Below are 16,321 nucleotides of genomic sequence, written 5' to 3' on the forward strand. Positions count from 1 at the left end.
GCTCACCCGGCCCGCTTCCAGCGGCAGCCCTGCGGCGTGTCTTCGAGCGCGATGCCTTCGTCGGCGAGCTGTTTGCGGATGGCGTCGGCGCGGGCGAAGTCGCGGGCGGCCTTGGCGGCGACGCGCTCTTCGACCAGCGCCTGGATGCGGGCATCGTCATCGGCGCTGACGCCGCGCGCGAACCAGGCCTCGGGCGCCTGCTGCAGCAGGCCCAGCGCTCGGCCTGCGGCCAGCAATTGCGACTTGAGCGCGTTGCGCGCTTCGCCTTCGGCCTTGCGTGCTTCGCCGGCGATCTGCTGCAGGGCGGCCAGCGCCAGCGGCGTGTTCAGATCATCGGCCAGCGCTTGCTCGACCGCGTCAGGAATCGCGACTTCGTTGGCCTCCACTTCGCCCAGATCTCGAAGCGTGCCGTACAGGCGATCCAAGGTGCGCACGCTCTGCTCGATCAGGCCCTCGGACCAGTCCAGCGGTTGCCGGTAGTGGGCCGACATCAGGGCCAGACGCAGGGCCTCGGGCGGGTGTTCGCCGATCAGGTCGCGCACGCGGCGGATGTTGCCGACCGACTTCGACATCTTGCTGCCGTCGAAGGTCAGCATGCCGTTGTGCAGCCAGTAGCGGGCAAAGGTCTTGCCGCCGTGGGCGCAGACGCTCTGCGCGATCTCGTTCTCGTGATGGGGGAACTGCAGGTCGACGCCGCCGGCGTGGATGTCGATGGTTTCGCCCAGATGCGCTTCGCTCATGGCCGAGCACTCGATGTGCCAGCCCGGGCGGCCGCGGCCCCAGGGGCTGTCCCAGCCGGGCAGGTCGGGGGTCGAGGGCTTCCACAGCACGAAGTCGCCGGGCGCGCGCTTGTAGGGCGCGACCTCGACGCGGGCGCCGGCCAGCATCTCGTCGGTGCTGCGGCGAGACAGCTCGCCGTACTTCGCGTAGCTGTCGACCGCGAACAGGGCGTGGCCCTCGGCGGCGTAGGCATGACCTTGCGCGATCAGCGCCTCGATCATGCGGATCATCTGCGGGATGTGCGCAGTCGCGGCCGGCTCGATGTCCGGCGGCGCCACGCCAAGCGCACCCATGTCCTCGCGATAGGCCTGGGCGAAGCGGTCGGTGATCGCGGTGATCGGCACGCCCTGCTCGGTGGCGGCGGCGTTGATCTTGTCGTCGACGTCGGTGATGTTGCGGGCGTAGACGACCTCGCCGTAGTGCCGGCGCAGCAGGTCGGCGAGGATGCCGAACACCACCGGGCCGCGCGCGTTGCCGATGTGCACGAAGTTGTAGACGGTCGGTCCGCAGACGTAGAAGGTCACCCGCTTCGGGTCCTGCGGGCGGAAGGGCTCGAGCGCGCGGCTGAGGCTGTTGTAGAGGCGGATATCCATAGGCCGCGGAGTTTAGCGGCTAAGGCCCGATCGGCCAGCATGCCCGGCTTCAGACTCGCGAATCCGTTCTATGGCTTGGCCTGGGGGTGATGTGGGCGGGCCGCGACGGCTCGGGGCTGCTGCCTTAACGAATTTCTACAGCGCCGATTCAGCGCCGGGCTGCTTGAATCCGGCCCACGCTGCGCGATGGAACGCGCGACCCTGGCACCGACCCGGCACTGAAGACCGAAGGCGGCGCCGACCGATACCGAACTCGCCCCAGCCTGCCGTGCACGCAGGCGCGAAGCCGTACCGCGCTAAGACCCGCTGGATGGCGGCGTCGGCGAGGGTCGGATTCGCACCGACCAGGAGTCCGTAATGACGCAGCCCCGCCGCATCCTCCTCGCCTCGTGCGCCCTGCTGGCCGCCGCCACTGCGGGCGCCCAGCCCGGGCCGAGCACCGAGAACGTGCGCTTCACCTATGCGACCGTGCTGAGCGCCACTCCGGTCTACGAGACGATCCGCTTCTCCGAGCCCCGCGAGGAATGCGCCGAGGAGCGCGTGGTCTATCGCGAGCGCGACTCCGGCACCGCCGGCACCGTGATCGGCGCGATCGTCGGCGCCGCGGTCGGCAACCAAGTCGGCGATGGCAGCGGCCGCCGCGCAGCGACCGTGGCCGGCGCGGTGGCGGGTGGCGCCATCGGCCGCAACGTCGACCGCAACAACAGCCCCGAGCGTCGCTACGAGGGCACCGAAACGCGCTGCCAGATGGTCGAAGTGACCCGCGAGGAGCGTCGCCTGTCCGGCTACGACGTCGAGTACCGCCTGAAGGACGAGGTCTTCTTCGCGCGCCTGCCCTATGACCCGGGCAACAACCTGCGCGTGCGCGTCAGCGTGACGCCGGTCGAATAAGCGCGGCCTCAGTCGAAAGTCTCATGCGGGCCGGCTTGCTGGCCCCCGCCCCCTGTGCCATTCTCCGCCCCCATGTTCACCAAGCCCGCCGACGCCGATGTCCTGACCAGCGCCTACATGGCGGCTGGCATGACGTCGCGCGCGCGCCGACTGGAATCCCACATCGCTGGGTAATTCCGCGCGTACTCCACGCAGCTGTTACGGAAAGCCCGGCCTGTGCGCCGGGCTTTTGCGTTTCTGGGCCACGAAATCCACATCACGACGAGAACTGACGGATGAATGCACCGCTGATGAGCCACTTCCTGAACACGCAGGACTGGAGCCGCGAGGGCCTGGATGCGCTGCTGCAGCAGGCGGCTGCGTTCAAGCGCAGCAAGCTGGGCGAGCAGATGCGCGGGCGCTCGATCGCGCTCGTGTTCTTCAATCCGTCGATGCGCACGCGCACCAGCTTCGAACTGGGCGCTTTCCAGATGGGCGGCCACGCCATCGTGCTGCAGCCCGGCAAGGACGCCTGGCCGATCGAGTTCGACCTCGGCACGGTGATGGACGGCGACACCGAGGAGCATATCGCCGAGGTGGCGCGCGTGCTGGCGCGCTATGTCGACCTGATCGGCGTGCGTGCGTTTCCGAAGTTCCAGGACTGGTCGGTGGACCGCGAGGACAAGGTGCTGCGCGCCTTCGCCAAGTACTCGACCGTGCCGGTGATCAATATGGAGACGATCACCCACCCCTGCCAGGAGCTGGCGCATGCGCTGGCCCTGCGCGAGCACTTCGGCACCGACGACCTGCGCGGCAAGAAGTACGTGCTGACCTGGACCTACCACCCCAAGCCGCTGAACACCGCGGTCGCCAACTCGGCGCTGACCATCGCCACGCGGCTGGGCATGGACGTGACCCTGCTGTGCCCTACGCCCGAATACGTGCTCGACGAGCGCTACATGCGCTGGGCCGCCGACAACGTCGAGGAAGCCAAGGGCAGCTTCCGCGTCAGCCACGATCCCGATGAGGCCTATGCCGGCGCGCATGTGGTGTACGCCAAGAGCTGGGGCGCGATTCCCTACTTCGGCCGCTGGGACGAAGAGAAGCCCATCCGCGACGCCCACAAGCACTTCATCGTCGACGAACGCAAGATGGCGCTGACCGACAACGGCGTGTTCAGCCACTGCCTGCCCCTGCGCCGCAACGTCAAAGCCACCGACGCCGTCATGGACAGCCCCGCCTGCATCGCCATCAACGAAGCCGAGAACAGGCTGCATGTGCAGAAGGCCATCATGGCCACGCTGCTGCGCTGAGCGCAGCAGCGACGGGATTCGGGATTGGGGATTCGGGATTCGTTAGAGCAACTTCGCTTTGGCGCCCTGAACTGTCCGAGCCCGCATGACTTGATCGCTCTTCAACATCCGCTTTGTTTGCCCGCCCTCTCCCCAAGGACCGCCGCATGCCCGCTTCAGCGAATCCCGAATCCCCAATCCCGAATCCCGGCACGAGAATCGTGCTCGCCTTCTCCGGCGGCCTCGACACCAGCTTCTGCATTCCCTGGCTGCGCGAGCGCGGCTATGAGGTGCATACCGTGTTCGCCGACACTGGCGGCGTGGATGCCGAGGAGCGCGCCTACATCGAGGCCCGCGCGGTCGAACTGGGCGCGGCCAGCCACGTCACCGTCGACGGTGGCCCGGCGATCTGGGAGGGCTTCGTCAAGCCCTTCGTCTGGGCCGGCGAGGCCTACCAAGGCCAGTACCCGCTGCTGGTGTCGGACCGCTACCTGATCGTCGATGCCGCGCTCAAGCGCTGCGATGAGCTGGGTACCAAGCTGATCGCGCACGGCTGCACCGGCATGGGCAATGACCAGGTGCGCTTCGATCTGGCGGTGAAGGCGCAGGGCGACTACGTGATCGTGGCGCCGATCCGCGAGATCCAGAAGGAGCACACCCAGACCCGCGCCTACGAGCAGGCGTATCTGGAGGCGCGTGGCTTCGAAGTCCGCGCCAAGCAGAAGAGCTACACGATCAACGAGAACCTGCTGGGCGTGACCATGTCCGGCGGTGAGATCGATCGTTGGGAAGCCCCGGGCGAGGGCGCCCGCGGGCTCTGCGCCAAGCGCGCCGACTGGCCGGCCGCACCGCTGCAGCTGCGGATCGGTTTCGAGCGCGGCGAGGCGGTGTCGATCAACGGCGAGCGCATGGCCGGTGCGGCGCTGTTGGCGCGGCTCAACGCCGAGTTCGCGAAGTACGGCGTGGGCCGCGGCCTGTACACCGGCGACACCACGATCGGCCTGAAGGGCCGGATCATCTTTGAAGCACCGGGCCTGATCGCCCTGCTCACCGCCCATCGCGCGCTGGAAGAAACGGTGCTGACCAAGCAGCAGAACCGCTTCAAGCCCGAGGTCGCGCGCAAATGGGTGGAGCTGGTCTACGAGGGCTTCTACCACGACCCGCTGAAGTACGACCTGGAGGCCTTCCTCGCCAGCTCGCAGGCCAAGGTCAATGGCGAAGTCACGCTGGAAACGCACGGTGCCCGGGTCGACGCGGTGGCGGTGAGCTCGCCGCACATCCTGAACGCCAAGGGCGCGGTCTACGCGCAGTCGGCAGACTGGGGCGTGGAAGAGGCCGAGGGCTTCATCAAGCTGTTCGGCATGAGCAGCACGCTGTGGGCGGAAGTGAACAAGTAATCCCGTCTTGAGCCCCTCTCCCCCGGGGAGAGGGGTTGGGGAGAGGGTCCGGGCGAAGCCGAGCCTTCAATCCACGACCCCGTATGGCCACGGCAGACCCAATCCATGCTCGACCGCATCCTCCATCACCTTGAAAAGCTGGTCGCCTTCGACACCCGCAATCCACCGCGTGAGATCGGGCGCTCGATGTTCGACTACCTGCAGCAGGCGCTGCCGGGTTTCCGCTTCCAGCTCACCGACTTCGGTGCCGGCGCGATCGCTCTGCTGGCGGTGCGCGGCAACCCGAAGCGCGTGTTCAACGTGCACATGGACACCGTGCCCGACTCGCCGCACTGGAGCGCCGATCCGCACCTGCTGCGCGTCACTGCGGACCGGGCGATCGGCCTCGGCGCCTGCGACATCAAGGGCGCTGCCGCCTGCCTGATCACTGCCGCGGAACAGACGCAGGGCGATGCGGCCTTCCTGTTCACCACCGATGAAGAAGCCAACGACGCGCGCTGCATCGCCGGCTTCCTCGCCCAGGGCCACGCCTTCGTCGAAGCCATCGTCGCCGAGCCCACGCAGGCGCGGGCGGTGCTGGCGCATCGCGGCATCAGCTCGGTGCTGATGAAGTTCAAGGGCACGGCCGGCCATGCTTCGGGTGCGCAGGCGATGGAGCAGAGCGCCCTGCACCAGGCGATCCGCTTCGGCGGGCGCGCGCTGGACTTCGTGCAGACCCAGGCCGGCGAGAGCTTCGGTGGCCTGCAGGGCCTGCGCTTCAACATCGGTCGCGTCGAGGGCGGCATCAAGGCCAACATGATCGCGCCGGCCGCCGAGCTGCGCTTCGGCTTCCGCCCGCTGCCCTCGCACTCGATCGACGGCCTGCACGACACCTTCCGCGGCTTCGCCGCAGCCGAAGCCTTGGCCCACTACGAGGAGACTTTCCGCGGCCCTTCGCTGCCCTCGGGCGGCGACACCGCGGAGAAGTTCGCCCGCGCTGAGGCGCTGGTGGCCGAGCTCGGGCTGCCGGTCGGCCCGGCCGTGGACTTCTGGACCGAGGCCTCGCTGTTCTCCGCGGCCGGGCTCACCGCGATCGTGTACGGCCCAGGCGACATCGCCCAGGCGCATACGGCCGATGAGTGGGTGGCGCTGGAGCAGCTGGAGGCGGTGGGGAGGACGTACTTGCGGCTGTTTGGTGGCGCATGAAGATGACCGACGGCCAGGCGGCCCCAGAGGCCTTGGCGGCATTCTGCGATGAGGTAGCTCAACTGCTTAGTACAGGAGATTTCCATGCCTTGGCATCGAAGTTTGGCTACGCGCTGGCCTTCGAGCGGGACCCTGCTACAGCCATCCGCGATGACCTGTCAGCCATCCTCACAGAGCTGGGCGCAGCTTCCTTCGCGCCACCATCCTCTCTTCCTTCTGTGAGTTGCTTCGAGCCGAATGACACCGCTCTGATCGCCTCAGTTGAGCAGCGCATTCCTACGAACAATGGGCGCCACGTGCTGATTGAACTCGTTGTCTCCGAACACGCGGCCGAAAGGCACCTTGTACTGGAGCAGATCAGCGCGGCGGACTAGGTGGTCCAGCGAATGCTGCCGGGCGGTGAGACTCGGTTCGGTTGTTCCATGTGCTTACTGAATCAGACTGCCGTTGACCTTGCGACGGCTTCAAGCGAAGCGAGCAAGCCCCTCTCCCCTGGAGGGAGAGGGTTGGGGAGAGGGGGTAAACCTCGCGACAAGCGTCATCCCCCTCTCCCCCGACCCCTCCCCCTCCAGGGGGGAGGGGAGAAACAGCGGCTCGACTTCAAGGAGATCGCGAGTCTTCCGGCTGATGCCCAATCCAATGCACTGAAACAGAACGTAGAGCCCCTCTCCCCTGGAGGGAGAGGGGTTGGGGAGAGGGGGCAAACCTCGCGACAAGCGTCATCCCCCTCTCCCCCGACCCCGCCCCCTCCAGGGGGGAGGGGAGACACGCGGCTCCGTCCGAGCGCAACGTCGCTTGGGTCGGCCTCGCTCTCATTGCCAACCTGCAGACCCCATCCAAGCCCCATGGCCAAAGAACTCCGCCCCACTATCGTCCGCCTGCTCTCCAACATGGCCTCGGCTAAGGAGATCCAGCAGTACCTGAAACGTTTCTCGCAGGTCGACGCCGAGCGCTTCGCCCTGGTCAAGGTCGGCGGCGCGATCCTGCGCGACGAGATGGAGGCGCTGGTCAGTTCGCTGGCCTTCCTGCAGCAGGTCGGCCTGACGCCGATCGTGCTGCATGGCGCCGGCCCGCAGCTCGACGAAGAGATGAAGGCCGCCGGCATCACCAAGCAAACCGTCGACGGTCTGCGGGTGACCACGCCCGAGGTGCTGCGCATCGTCCGTCGCGTGTTCATGAGCGAGAACCTGCGCCTGGTCGAAGCCCTGCAGCGGGCCGGCGTGCGCGCGACTTCGATCCCCGGCGGCGTGTTCGAGGCCGACTTCCTCAACAAGCGCAAGTACGGCCTGGTCGGCAAGGTCACCACCGTCCACACCGAGGGCATCCAGGCGGCGATCAAGGCCGGTTCGATCCCTGTCATTACCAGCCTCGGCGAAACTGCCGGCGGTCAGATGGTGAACTTGAACGCCGACTGGGCGGCCAATGACCTGGTCAAGCAGCTGCAGCCCTACAAGATCGTGTTCCTGACCGGCACCGGCGGGCTGCTCGACGGCGAGGGCCGGGTGATCGACTCGATCAACCTGTCGACCGAGTACGAACACCTGATGCAGCAGGACTGGCTGCACTCGGGCATGAAGGTCAAGATCGAGCAGATCCACGACCTGCTGATGCAGCTGCCGCCGTCTTCGTCGGTGTCGATCACCAAGCCGGACGAGCTCGCGAAAGAGCTGTTCACCCACCGTGGCTCGGGCACCCTGGTCCGGCGCGGCGAGAAGATCCATTCGAAAAAGAACTTCAAGGGCCTCGACATGAAGCGCCTGCAGGCGCTGATCGAATCGAGCTTCGGCCGCAAGCTGGTCAAGGGCTATTTCGATTCGGTCAAGCCGCACCGCGTCTATGTCAGCGAGCACTACCGCGCGGCGCTGATCCTCACCCTTGAGAACGGCATCCCGCATCTCGACAAGTTCGCGGTCAGCGACGATGCGCAGGGCGAGGGCCTGGGGCGCGCCGCCTGGCAGGTGATGCGTGCCGAGAACCCGAAGCTGTTCTGGCGCTCGCGCCGCGAGAACGCGATCAACGACTTCTATTTCGGCGAAAGCGACGGCTGCATCAAGGGCGAGCGCTGGAACGTGTTCTGGTACGGGCTCGACGCCTTCGAGGACATCCGCTTCGCGGTCGAGCACTGCCGCGCGCGCCCGGCCACGCTGAAGGGCTGAGCGTGGACCCGATCACCACGCCGCCGGCGCTGATCGGCGAGCACGTGCAGCTGCTGCCGCTGACGACTGCGCACGCGAGCGATCTCGTGCGCGCGGCCAGCGACGGCGAGCTTTGGAACCTGCGCGTGACATCGGTGCCGAGCGTCGACACCGTCGAGGCCTATATCGCGCGCGCGCTTGAGGATCAGGCGCAGGGCAGGGCACTGGCCTATGCGGTGCTCGATGCGCACGGCGAAGTCGTCGGCAGTACGCGCTACTGCCATATCGACTGGAGCCTGCCGCGCCTTGAGATCGGCTACACCTGGTACGCCCAGCGCGTACAGCGCACGGCCCTCAACACCGAGGCCAAGCTGATGCTGCTGCAGCAGGCCTTCGAGTGCTTCGGCTGCGTCGCCGTAGAGCTGCGCACCCACCTGCAGAACCTGCGCTCGCAAGCGGCCATTGAACGGCTGGGTGCGAAGCGGGACGGTGTCCTGCGCCGGCACATGCGGATGCCGGACGGGCATCTGCGCGACACCGTGGTGTATTCGATCCTGGATGCCGAGTGGCCGGAGGTGCGAAGGAATTTGCAGCGGCGGCTGGGGCGGGAGGGTGGGGAATGAACCCTCCCGGTTCCAGCGTGCATGGCGCCCTCGCGCGCTCGGCGCTTCCGCATCCGGTGCCGTTGCGAGACCTGGCGGGGTCGAGGCCACGGTGGGCCAGGGCCCACCCTATGCGTAGCGGGCGTGAGGCAGGCTTCCTCCTAGGCATCTTCTGCAGGCTCACGATCATCAGCCCTCACCGCACCGGCGCAACCCGCTCCGCTCCCCTCTCCCCTTGTGGGAGAGGGGTCGGGGGAGAGGGGGGCAGGACTCGCGGCGAGGATTCTCACCCCTCTCCCCAACTGCCTTCGCTTCGCTCGGGCTTTGGCGGGCGTCGGCTGCCACCGGCAGCCGACAGGCGCCCACCTTCGCTTCCCTCGAGGGGGGAGGGGCTCAAGAGCGGCACGTCTAGAACTGATTTTGCCGGCGCACTGACCGCGTCGCTGACCCTGTTCCGCCCCCGCGCCCCAATGCCCGGAGTCCGCACCCCATGAGTTCCAAGATCCGCATCGGCCTGATCGGCGCCCGCGGCTACGTCGGCAGCGAACTGATCCGCCTGCTGAAGAACCACCCGGCTTTCGAGCTCGCCTTCGTCAGCTCGCGCGAGCGTGAGGGGCAGCGCGTCGCTGACTTCGAGCCCGGCGTCGATCCCGCGCTGCTCTACGTCAACCACGGTCCGGAAGCCGCCGCCAAGGCCAAGGCCAAGGCCGACGCGCTGGTGCTGGCGCTGCCCAACGGCAAGGCAGCTGAGTTCGTGGCTGCCGTCGATGCGGCGGGGGTCGATCCGGTCATTCTCGATCTCTCGGCTGACTACCGCTTCGACGCCCGCTGGTACTACGGCCTGCCCGAGCTGACCCGCGCGCGCGCGCCGGGCGAGCGCCGCATCAGCAATCCCGGCTGCTACGCGACCGCGATGCAGCTGGCGATCGCGCCGCTGGCCGGGCGCATCCACGGCCCGGTGCAGTGCTTCGGGGTCAGCGGCTACAGCGGCGCCGGCACCAGCCCCTCCGACAAGAACAACATCGAGCTGCTGCGCGACAACCTGATGCCCTACAGCCTCGCCGGACACATCCACGAGCGCGAGGTCAGCGTGCAGCTCGCCGAGGACATCGAGTTCATGCCGCACGTGGCGCCGCAGTTCCGCGGCATCACGATGACGGTGAACCTGCATCTGCAAGCGCCCACCACCGTCGCCGAGCTGCTGGATCTCTATGGCGCGCGCTACGCCAAAGAGCCACTGGTCCGAGTCACGGAAGCGGCGCCCTGGGTCAGCCGCATCGCCGGCAAGACCGGCGTCGAGATCGGTGGCTTCACGGTTTCGGCCGACGGCCACCGCGTGGTGATCGTTTCGACCTTGGACAATCTGCTCAAGGGCGCTGCCAGCCAGGCCCTGCAGAACCTGAACCTCGCCTTCGGCCTCGATGAATTCGCCGGCCTCAACGCACAGGAGCGCCTGCCGTGAGTGGACTGCTGTGGCAGAAGCCGGGCGTCAAGGTCGACGCCCGCATCCAGGACTTCCTGGCCGGCGAGGACGTGATCCTCGACCGGGAATTCATTCGCTTCGACATCATCGCCAGCCGCGCGCACGCGCAGGGCCTGCAGCGCATCGGCATCCTCAGCGCCGATGAACTCGCCGGCATCGAGCGCGAGCTGAGTGCGCTGGACGCGGCGATCGTATCGGGCGCCTTTGTGCTGGATGCGCGCTACGAGGACATGCACAGCGCCATCGAGGCCTGGCTGACCGAGAAACTCGGCGACGCCGGCAAGCGCATCCACACCGGCCGCAGCCGCAATGACCAGGTGCTTGTCGCTACACGCCTGTGGCTGAAGGACCGCTTGAGCCGCCTGCACGCGCTCTGCGTCGAGACCGCGCAGGTGGCGCTGGCGCGCGCCGAGGCCGAGGCCATGCTGCCGCTGCCCGGCTACACCCATCTGCAGCGCGCCATGGTGTCGAGCTGCGGGATGTGGTGGGCGGCCTGGGCAGAAGCCTTCATCGACAACGCCCAGCGCGCCCGCGACACGCTCGCCTTGATCGACGCGAACCCGCTGGGCAGTGCGGCCGGCTACGGCATCAACCTGCCGCTGGACCGCGACCACACCACCGTCGCGCTGGGCTTCGGTCGCATTCAGCTGGCGGCGACCTATGCCCAGCTCTCACGCGGCAAGTTCGAGCTGGCCGCAGTCGAGGCCCTGGGCTCGGCCACGCTGGACCTGCGCCGTCTGGCCTGGGATCTCTCGCTGTTCACCGCCGCGGAGTTCGGCTTCGTCAAGCTGCCCGCCGAATACACCACCGGCAGCTCCATCATGCCCAACAAGCGCAACCCCGACGTGGTCGAGCTGATGCGCGCCGTGCACGCCTCGATCTCGGCCGCGCGCACCGAGCTGGACCAGCTGCTGAGCCTGCCGTCCGGCTACCACCGCGACCTGCAGTTCAGCAAAGGCGCGATCGTGCACGCCTTCGGCCGCGGCCTCTCAGCCCTGGCCCTGCTGCCCGACCTGCTGCGCAACCTCGAATGGGTGCCCGAACGCATGCAGGCTGCGCTGGAGCCCTCGATGTACGCCACCGACCTCGCCGTCGAACTCGCCCGCGCCGGCCTGCCCTTCCGCGAGGCCTATGTCCAGGCCGCCGACCCCGCACGCTGGGCGCAGCGCGATCCGCAGGCGAGCATTGCTGAGCGCGTCTCGCCTGGGGCTTCGGGCCAGCTGCGCTTGGACGAGTTGAGGGAGCGGCTGGCAGCGCTGTGACCGCCCGCCTCCACGTGCGGTGGGCCTGAGGCGCTGCGGTGAGGCGGCCGCGAAGCCAGACGGGCCCTCACTGCCCGGGCGCCGCTGAAGCCTCAGGCGCGGCGTCGCTTTCCGGCTCAGCGCCTCCAAAGCGGGCGCGCTCTTCGAGAAAGACCTCACCGCGCTGGAACAGGGCCAGCTTGTTGCGGAAATAGCTGAGTCCCGCCTCTGGTGCCCCCTCGGCCTGCAGTTCATCCAGGATGCTCTGCTGCAGCTCGATGGCCCGGGCGAAGTCGCCATTGGCCGCGAAGCAGGTCGCCACCGTGTCGCGATAGGCCGTCGGCAGGGCGGCCGGGTCACCCATGCGCTGCGCTTCCGCCAGGCCTTCCTCGACGTTGCGGAAGCGCGGATCGGCGGATACACACTGCGTCCACGCGAGATTGTTCCGCGCGCCCGGAGACTCCGCCTCGATCGCCTTGCGCCACCAGCGCCATGCATCCGCGGGGCCGCCATCCAGGTGACCGGTGTAGATCATCTGAGCCAAGGCGGCCATTGCAGCGGCGTGACCCTTGTCCGCGAGCGTCTCCAGCACTTCGCGGGGGCGATCGTCGGCCTCTGCTTCAAGTCGGCCCATCGCGAGGTTGGCGGCCAGCATGCGCGAGCCCTCGTCATGGCCCTTGGCATGCAGCGCGCGCAGCATCCGCGCAGCGCGCGGTCGATCGGCCTCAACGCCACCCACACCCTGGATCAGCAGGTCCGCCAGCAGCACTTCCGCCTCGGCGCTGGGGCCCAGCTTCAACAGGCCTTCCAGCAGCTGGGCGGCGATGCCGAGCGACTGGTCGCCGTTCCACTGGTCAACCAGCATCTCGGCGGCCTCGTACATCGCCTGCTTGTCGCCCAGATTGGCGGCACCCAGCATCCACAGCCGGCCGCGCTTGGGGTCGCTGGTTTCGTAGTGGCGCCCCAGCCAGAGTGCTGAAGGTGCCCAGCCGCCGTAGCCCGCGCGCTCGTGCAGGCGCACCAGCTCCGCGTGCTCCAGGGGCTGGAGCGATGACTTGTCCGCCGCGTCGAGGAACATCATCACCTGCATGACGCCACCCATGCGGGCGCCATAGGCCAGATGTGCCAGGGCCTGCTCGCTTTCGGCCTCCAGCATCAGGGTCCCGAGGCCCGTACGCACCCAGGGCGAGGTGGAATCGGCCGCTGCCAGCAGCTTGCGCGGAACGCGCTTCGGCGGGCCCTTGTCCAGGGCCTCGGCGATATCGCTCAGGATCAGCAGGTCGCTGGCTTCGGTGATGCCGTCTGCGGCTGCCTGCTCGAGTCGCTTGCGCAGCGGCTTCGGCACGCCGCCCCAGATGGGGGGCTGCAGCCACTGGCGGCTGCCGGCGAGGCTGGCTTCGTAACCACCCATCCGTTCGTCGGCGCGGGCATAGAGCTCGGCCGCCGCGCGCGCATCGCGGCGCACGCCGATGCCGTTCGCGTACAGGGAGCCCAGCATCGACAGCGCCTCGGCGAGGCCCTGCTCGGCGAAGGGCAGGAGGGCATCGACGGCCTGCGTCGTGCAGCGGCTGCGCTCGGGAGTACGGCACAGGTCGAAGAGTCTGGAGGCCGCGTGGAAATCGCCCTCGGCGGCCAGCGCGGACAGTCGCGGCAGCTGGTCGGAACCGGGGCCGCGCGCCACCTCGGCGAATCGCAGCACGCGTGCTGCCGGCATATCCGCCCCGAACTCGGAGAAGGCGCGCAGGAAGGTGCGCACCAGATACAGTCGATTGAACAGGGTGCGAGGTTCCCCGCTGCGCTCCACCATGTCCATGTAGACATCGAGGAAATCGAGCGCCAGCAGATGCTCGCGCTTCTCGACAGGGTCCCAGAGCGACAGGTGGTAGGCGGCATGCGGGCCGTGCGCGAAGGCATCCAGGTAGACGTAGCCGGGCTCCAGCTCCAGACCGCGGATCAGCATCCACAGGTCGAACTCGTGCAGGATCGGCGTGGGCGTGCCGTTGCCGTGCCTGCGCGGCGCCTTCTCCAGCGCATGCCGTGCGAGCGCGGCGAACGCCTGCAGGCTGTGCTCCAGTTCGGCTTCGTCAGCCTGCAGTTCGGCGCACTCCACGCGGAACCACCAGTAGGCGATGCTCACCGTCAGGTGGGGCTCCATCTCCGCCAGCGACGTCGAGGCGCAGGCGTCGGCACGCACATCGCCGTTGTCGTCGACCAGACCGCCCAGCTGCTCGAAGTAGGTGCCCAGTTCTTCGCTGTGCGGACGTTCTCTGAAGGCCTGCCAGGCCGCTTCCGCGCCCACGTCCTGTGGCAGCGGCGGTGGAGCCAGCTGGGCGGGCAGTTCGGTCGGAAGCAGGCCGGAGACCAGGGCCAGCGAAAGCAATGCGCGGCGATACGACATGGACGGGCACCATCAGAAAAGTAGGGAAAGAACGGCGTGCGGAGGCCATCGCACGCCCGTGTTCCGGCCGGCGGAGTCAGTTCGCGGGCTTGCCCAGCAGGGCACGCAGACGCTGGTTGCGCTCACTGTTGGCCGAGGCCGTTGGCAGGCTGAACTGCAGGCGAGCGCCGACCGCTTCGATGGCGCGCCTGCGCAGTTCGAAGTGGCGTGGCGCGTCGGCCGCGGCTACCTGTTCCGCCAGCGAGTCGAAGCCGTGGTCCACGACGAGGCGATCGGCCTCGCGACGGATGCGACGGGCGTAGCGGAAGCTCGCGTCTTCGGCGTCAACCGAGTCGGGTGTGGTGAGCATGGACCATCCCTCCGGCAGCACGACCTCGGTGGTCTGGCGCAGCTCGATGGGGTGTGGCCGCCACAGCGGATGGCGCCGCTGCTGCGGTCCGGACAGGCTGAGGTAGGGCGACATCAGGTCGGCGTAGATCTCCAGCACGCGGCTGCCCGAGCCGCTGGACAGCCACGGGCGCTGCAGCTGGTAGGCCTCGAACACGCGGATCTCGCCGCTTTCAGGGTCGTCCTCGAAGCGGATCGCTTCGGCGCTCGCGAGTTCGCCGTGCAGACGGCTGTAGTAGTCGACGTAGCTGCGCGAGATCTCCGACAGCTCGCGGCTGCGGAAGTCGTGGCGACGGCGCTCGGCCTCGGTGCCGCGCACGGTGGTTTCGATCTCCAGGCGGACCGAGGTGCCGTCGGCCGAAGGCAGGAAGCGCTCGACCACATGCTGCATGGCGCGCTGCTCACGCAGCGAGGCCATGTCGACCAGGCCTTCGGCGGTCGAGTGCACGGGCAGGGCGAAGCCGAAGTCGCTGGACTGGCGTATCGCCAGGGGGCCGCGCTGCAGGCTGCGCGTGGCATCCAGCCAGAACACCTGCCCCTCGACCTTGGCGCGCACGATCACATGGTCGAACTGGCTGGCCGCCGGCAGCGCGCGGTCCAAGGCCCGGCCCTGCGAGGTCGACACCAGGGCCGGCTCGGCATCCATGCCCATGCGCGTCAGCAGCATCGACAGCAGCCAGGCCTTGTCCTTGCAGTCGCCGTAGCGGCGCTCCCAGGTCTGCGCGGGTGGCGAGGGACGATGGCTGCTCTCGCCCATCAGCACGCTGAAATAGCGCACGTCCTCCTGCACTGCGCGCAGGGCCGCGGCCGCGCGGCTCTGCGCATCCGGCAGCCGCTGCCACTCCGTGATCAGCGCCTCGAGCTCCGCCGGCAGGTCCTGGTCCATCGGGTACAGCGCGCTCGCCCAGCGCGATACGGCTGGCCAGTCACGGTGCATCGCCACCTCCAGCACCGGCTGCTGCTCGTGCCAGCTGGGCGCGTCCACTTCCATCGGATTGGCAGCCAGCGCGTGGCCCACCCAACTCACCACCTTGCCCTGCGCCGAACCGCGGATCTGGGGTGCTGCTGCCTCGCCAGACTGGCGGTGCTCCAGTTCGGCGTCGGCCGGGAACAGCAGGCGTACCTGCCGATGCAGGATGGGGTCGATCCAGGACAGATTGGCCGCACGATGGATGAGTCCACCCAGCACCGGATTCTGGCCGCTCACGCTGTAGGCGTAGCGGATCTGATCGCCCAGCCGCACGTCCGAGACGAGGATCAGCGCGGACACCTGGCCCGTTGCCATGTCGCTCTCGAACTCGCCCTCGCGGCGCGCGAGCGTGATCGATTCGGGCTTGAAGCGGTCGCTCCAGACACCCTCGCGGCGCACCTCCACGGCGTGGATGCGCAGGCGCTCGAAGGCGGGATTGAAGCCGATCTCGAAGCGCGCGGCGGTAGCGAGCAGTGGTTCGCTGGCGGTTTCGATCACGTGCTCGTGGAAGCGCACCGGCTCGGCGCCGCGATAGTCGCTCTGCTCGTCGATCAGCCAGTTGCGCCAGCTCGCGCCGGAGGCGCCGGGCGCATCGGCCGGCCATTCGGCAGCGATCTCGACGCGCTCGACGAAGGCCTCAGGCGGCCCATACTCGAACGCGAACTCGCCGCGCTCGAAGCGCTGGACATCGGTGGGCGCGGCCGTGGCAAGGCCGGCGAACGAACAGACAAGAGCCGCCAACGCGGCACGGACAACAGCAAACATGCGCAGTATTCCCCCTTCATGGACGTGCCGAAGGGGCACGCCCGCGCGAGTCTAGCCAAAGGGATGGAGCGAGTGTGAGCGCAGGGGCGGTTGATCTGATACTCGCCGATCAGCGGGGTTCTGCGTCGGGGTTCCGCCGTGCATCGACTGGCTGCATCGCGGATGTTCGCTTGGGGCGCGCGCGCGTCCGACGGAGCGCACTTCGCACTGCGGGTCCTCGGAA

Annotated in this window: 12 protein-coding genes; 9 read left to right on the forward strand and 3 right to left on the reverse strand. The window is 68.2% G+C overall.

The genetic code is table 11. The features are described 5' to 3' along the window. Nucleotides 1-2: 2 nt before the first annotated feature. Nucleotides 3-1,373 carry a cysteine--tRNA ligase gene (cysS, locus tag Q0654_RS20805; RefSeq protein WP_298856989.1) on the reverse strand — a complete coding sequence of 457 codons (1,371 nt, stop codon included), beginning with the start codon at nt 1,371-1,373 and terminating at the stop codon, nt 3-5. A gap of 357 nt (nt 1,374-1,730) precedes the next feature. Here cysS and Q0654_RS20810 point away from each other — a divergent pair, with 357 nt between their 5' ends. From Q0654_RS20810 to argH, 9 genes are all read left to right on the forward strand, one after another. Then, nucleotides 1,731-2,264, forward strand: coding sequence for a glycine zipper 2TM domain-containing protein (locus Q0654_RS20810; protein WP_298856991.1), 534 nt, complete (start codon nt 1,731-1,733; stop codon nt 2,262-2,264). Nucleotides 2,265-2,554: 290 nt separating this feature from the next. Further along, nucleotides 2,555-3,556: an N-acetylornithine carbamoyltransferase gene (locus Q0654_RS20815; RefSeq protein WP_298856993.1), complete on the forward strand. Its 1,002-nt coding sequence runs from the start codon at nt 2,555-2,557 to the stop codon at nt 3,554-3,556. Between the two features lie 146 nt (nt 3,557-3,702). Continuing rightward, a complete protein-coding gene (locus tag Q0654_RS20820) occupies nt 3,703-4,932 on the forward strand; it encodes an argininosuccinate synthase (protein WP_298856994.1) in 1,230 nt (409 codons plus the stop codon). A 105-nt stretch (nt 4,933-5,037) separates the two neighbouring features. After that, a complete protein-coding gene (locus Q0654_RS20825; RefSeq protein ID WP_298856995.1) occupies nt 5,038-6,117 on the forward strand; it encodes an acetylornithine deacetylase in 1,080 nt (359 codons plus the stop codon). Beyond that, nucleotides 6,114-6,491, forward strand: coding sequence for a hypothetical protein (locus Q0654_RS20830; protein ID WP_298856996.1), 378 nt, complete (start codon nt 6,114-6,116; stop codon nt 6,489-6,491). Before Q0654_RS20825 ends, Q0654_RS20830 begins: the two co-directional genes overlap by 4 nt. 471 nt (nt 6,492-6,962) lie before the next feature. Further along, complete coding sequence (locus tag Q0654_RS20835; RefSeq protein ID WP_298856997.1) at nt 6,963-8,273, forward strand: acetylglutamate kinase; 1,311 nt, start codon at nt 6,963-6,965, stop codon at nt 8,271-8,273. A gap of 2 nt (nt 8,274-8,275) precedes the next feature. Next, on the forward strand, nt 8,276-8,875 hold the full coding sequence (locus Q0654_RS20840) for a GNAT family protein (RefSeq protein WP_298856998.1): 600 nt from the start codon (nt 8,276-8,278) through the stop codon (nt 8,873-8,875). 469 nt (nt 8,876-9,344) lie between these two features. Next, nucleotides 9,345-10,316: an N-acetyl-gamma-glutamyl-phosphate reductase gene (argC, locus tag Q0654_RS20845; protein WP_298857001.1), complete on the forward strand. Its 972-nt coding sequence runs from the start codon at nt 9,345-9,347 to the stop codon at nt 10,314-10,316. Further along, complete coding sequence (gene argH / locus Q0654_RS20850) at nt 10,313-11,599, forward strand: argininosuccinate lyase (protein WP_298857003.1); 1,287 nt, start codon at nt 10,313-10,315, stop codon at nt 11,597-11,599. The genes argC and argH overlap by 4 nt, the downstream gene beginning before the upstream one ends. A gap of 67 nt (nt 11,600-11,666) precedes the next feature. Here the strand turns inward: argH and Q0654_RS20855 are convergent, their stop codons facing one another. Together Q0654_RS20855 and Q0654_RS20860 are read right to left on the reverse strand one after the other, a co-directional pair. Beyond that, nucleotides 11,667-13,976: a hypothetical protein gene (locus tag Q0654_RS20855; protein WP_298857005.1), complete on the reverse strand. Its 2,310-nt coding sequence runs from the start codon at nt 13,974-13,976 to the stop codon at nt 11,667-11,669. Between the two features lie 76 nt (nt 13,977-14,052). Further along, nucleotides 14,053-16,098, reverse strand: a complete 2,046-nt coding sequence (locus tag Q0654_RS20860; RefSeq protein ID WP_298857007.1) for a DUF3857 domain-containing protein — start codon at nt 16,096-16,098, stop codon at nt 14,053-14,055. Between the last annotated feature and the right edge of the window lie 223 nt (nt 16,099-16,321).

The sequence above is a fragment of the uncultured Aquimonas sp. genome (assembly GCF_937888285.1).
Lineage (GTDB): Bacteria > Pseudomonadota > Gammaproteobacteria > Xanthomonadales > Xanthomonadaceae > Aquimonas.

What these genes read in the sequence shown, in the direction of transcription:
- cysS (WP_298856989.1), bottom strand. Translation starts at nt 1,373, where the DNA reads ATGGATATCCGCCTCTACAACAGCCTCAGCCGCGCGCTCGAGCCCTTC.
- Q0654_RS20810 (WP_298856991.1), top strand. Translation starts at nt 1,731, where the DNA reads ATGACGCAGCCCCGCCGCATCCTCCTCGCCTCGTGCGCCCTGCTGGCC.
- Q0654_RS20815 (WP_298856993.1), top strand. Translation starts at nt 2,555, where the DNA reads ATGAGCCACTTCCTGAACACGCAGGACTGGAGCCGCGAGGGCCTGGAT.
- Q0654_RS20820 (WP_298856994.1), top strand. Translation starts at nt 3,703, where the DNA reads ATGCCCGCTTCAGCGAATCCCGAATCCCCAATCCCGAATCCCGGCACG.
- Q0654_RS20825 (WP_298856995.1), top strand. Translation starts at nt 5,038, where the DNA reads ATGCTCGACCGCATCCTCCATCACCTTGAAAAGCTGGTCGCCTTCGAC.
- Q0654_RS20830 (WP_298856996.1), top strand. Translation starts at nt 6,114, where the DNA reads ATGAAGATGACCGACGGCCAGGCGGCCCCAGAGGCCTTGGCGGCATTC.
- Q0654_RS20835 (WP_298856997.1), top strand. Translation starts at nt 6,963, where the DNA reads ATGGCCAAAGAACTCCGCCCCACTATCGTCCGCCTGCTCTCCAACATG.
- argC (WP_298857001.1), top strand. Translation starts at nt 9,345, where the DNA reads ATGAGTTCCAAGATCCGCATCGGCCTGATCGGCGCCCGCGGCTACGTC.
- Q0654_RS20855 (WP_298857005.1), bottom strand. Translation starts at nt 13,976, where the DNA reads ATGTCGTATCGCCGCGCATTGCTTTCGCTGGCCCTGGTCTCCGGCCTG.
- Q0654_RS20860 (WP_298857007.1), bottom strand. Translation starts at nt 16,098, where the DNA reads ATGTTTGCTGTTGTCCGTGCCGCGTTGGCGGCTCTTGTCTGTTCGTTC.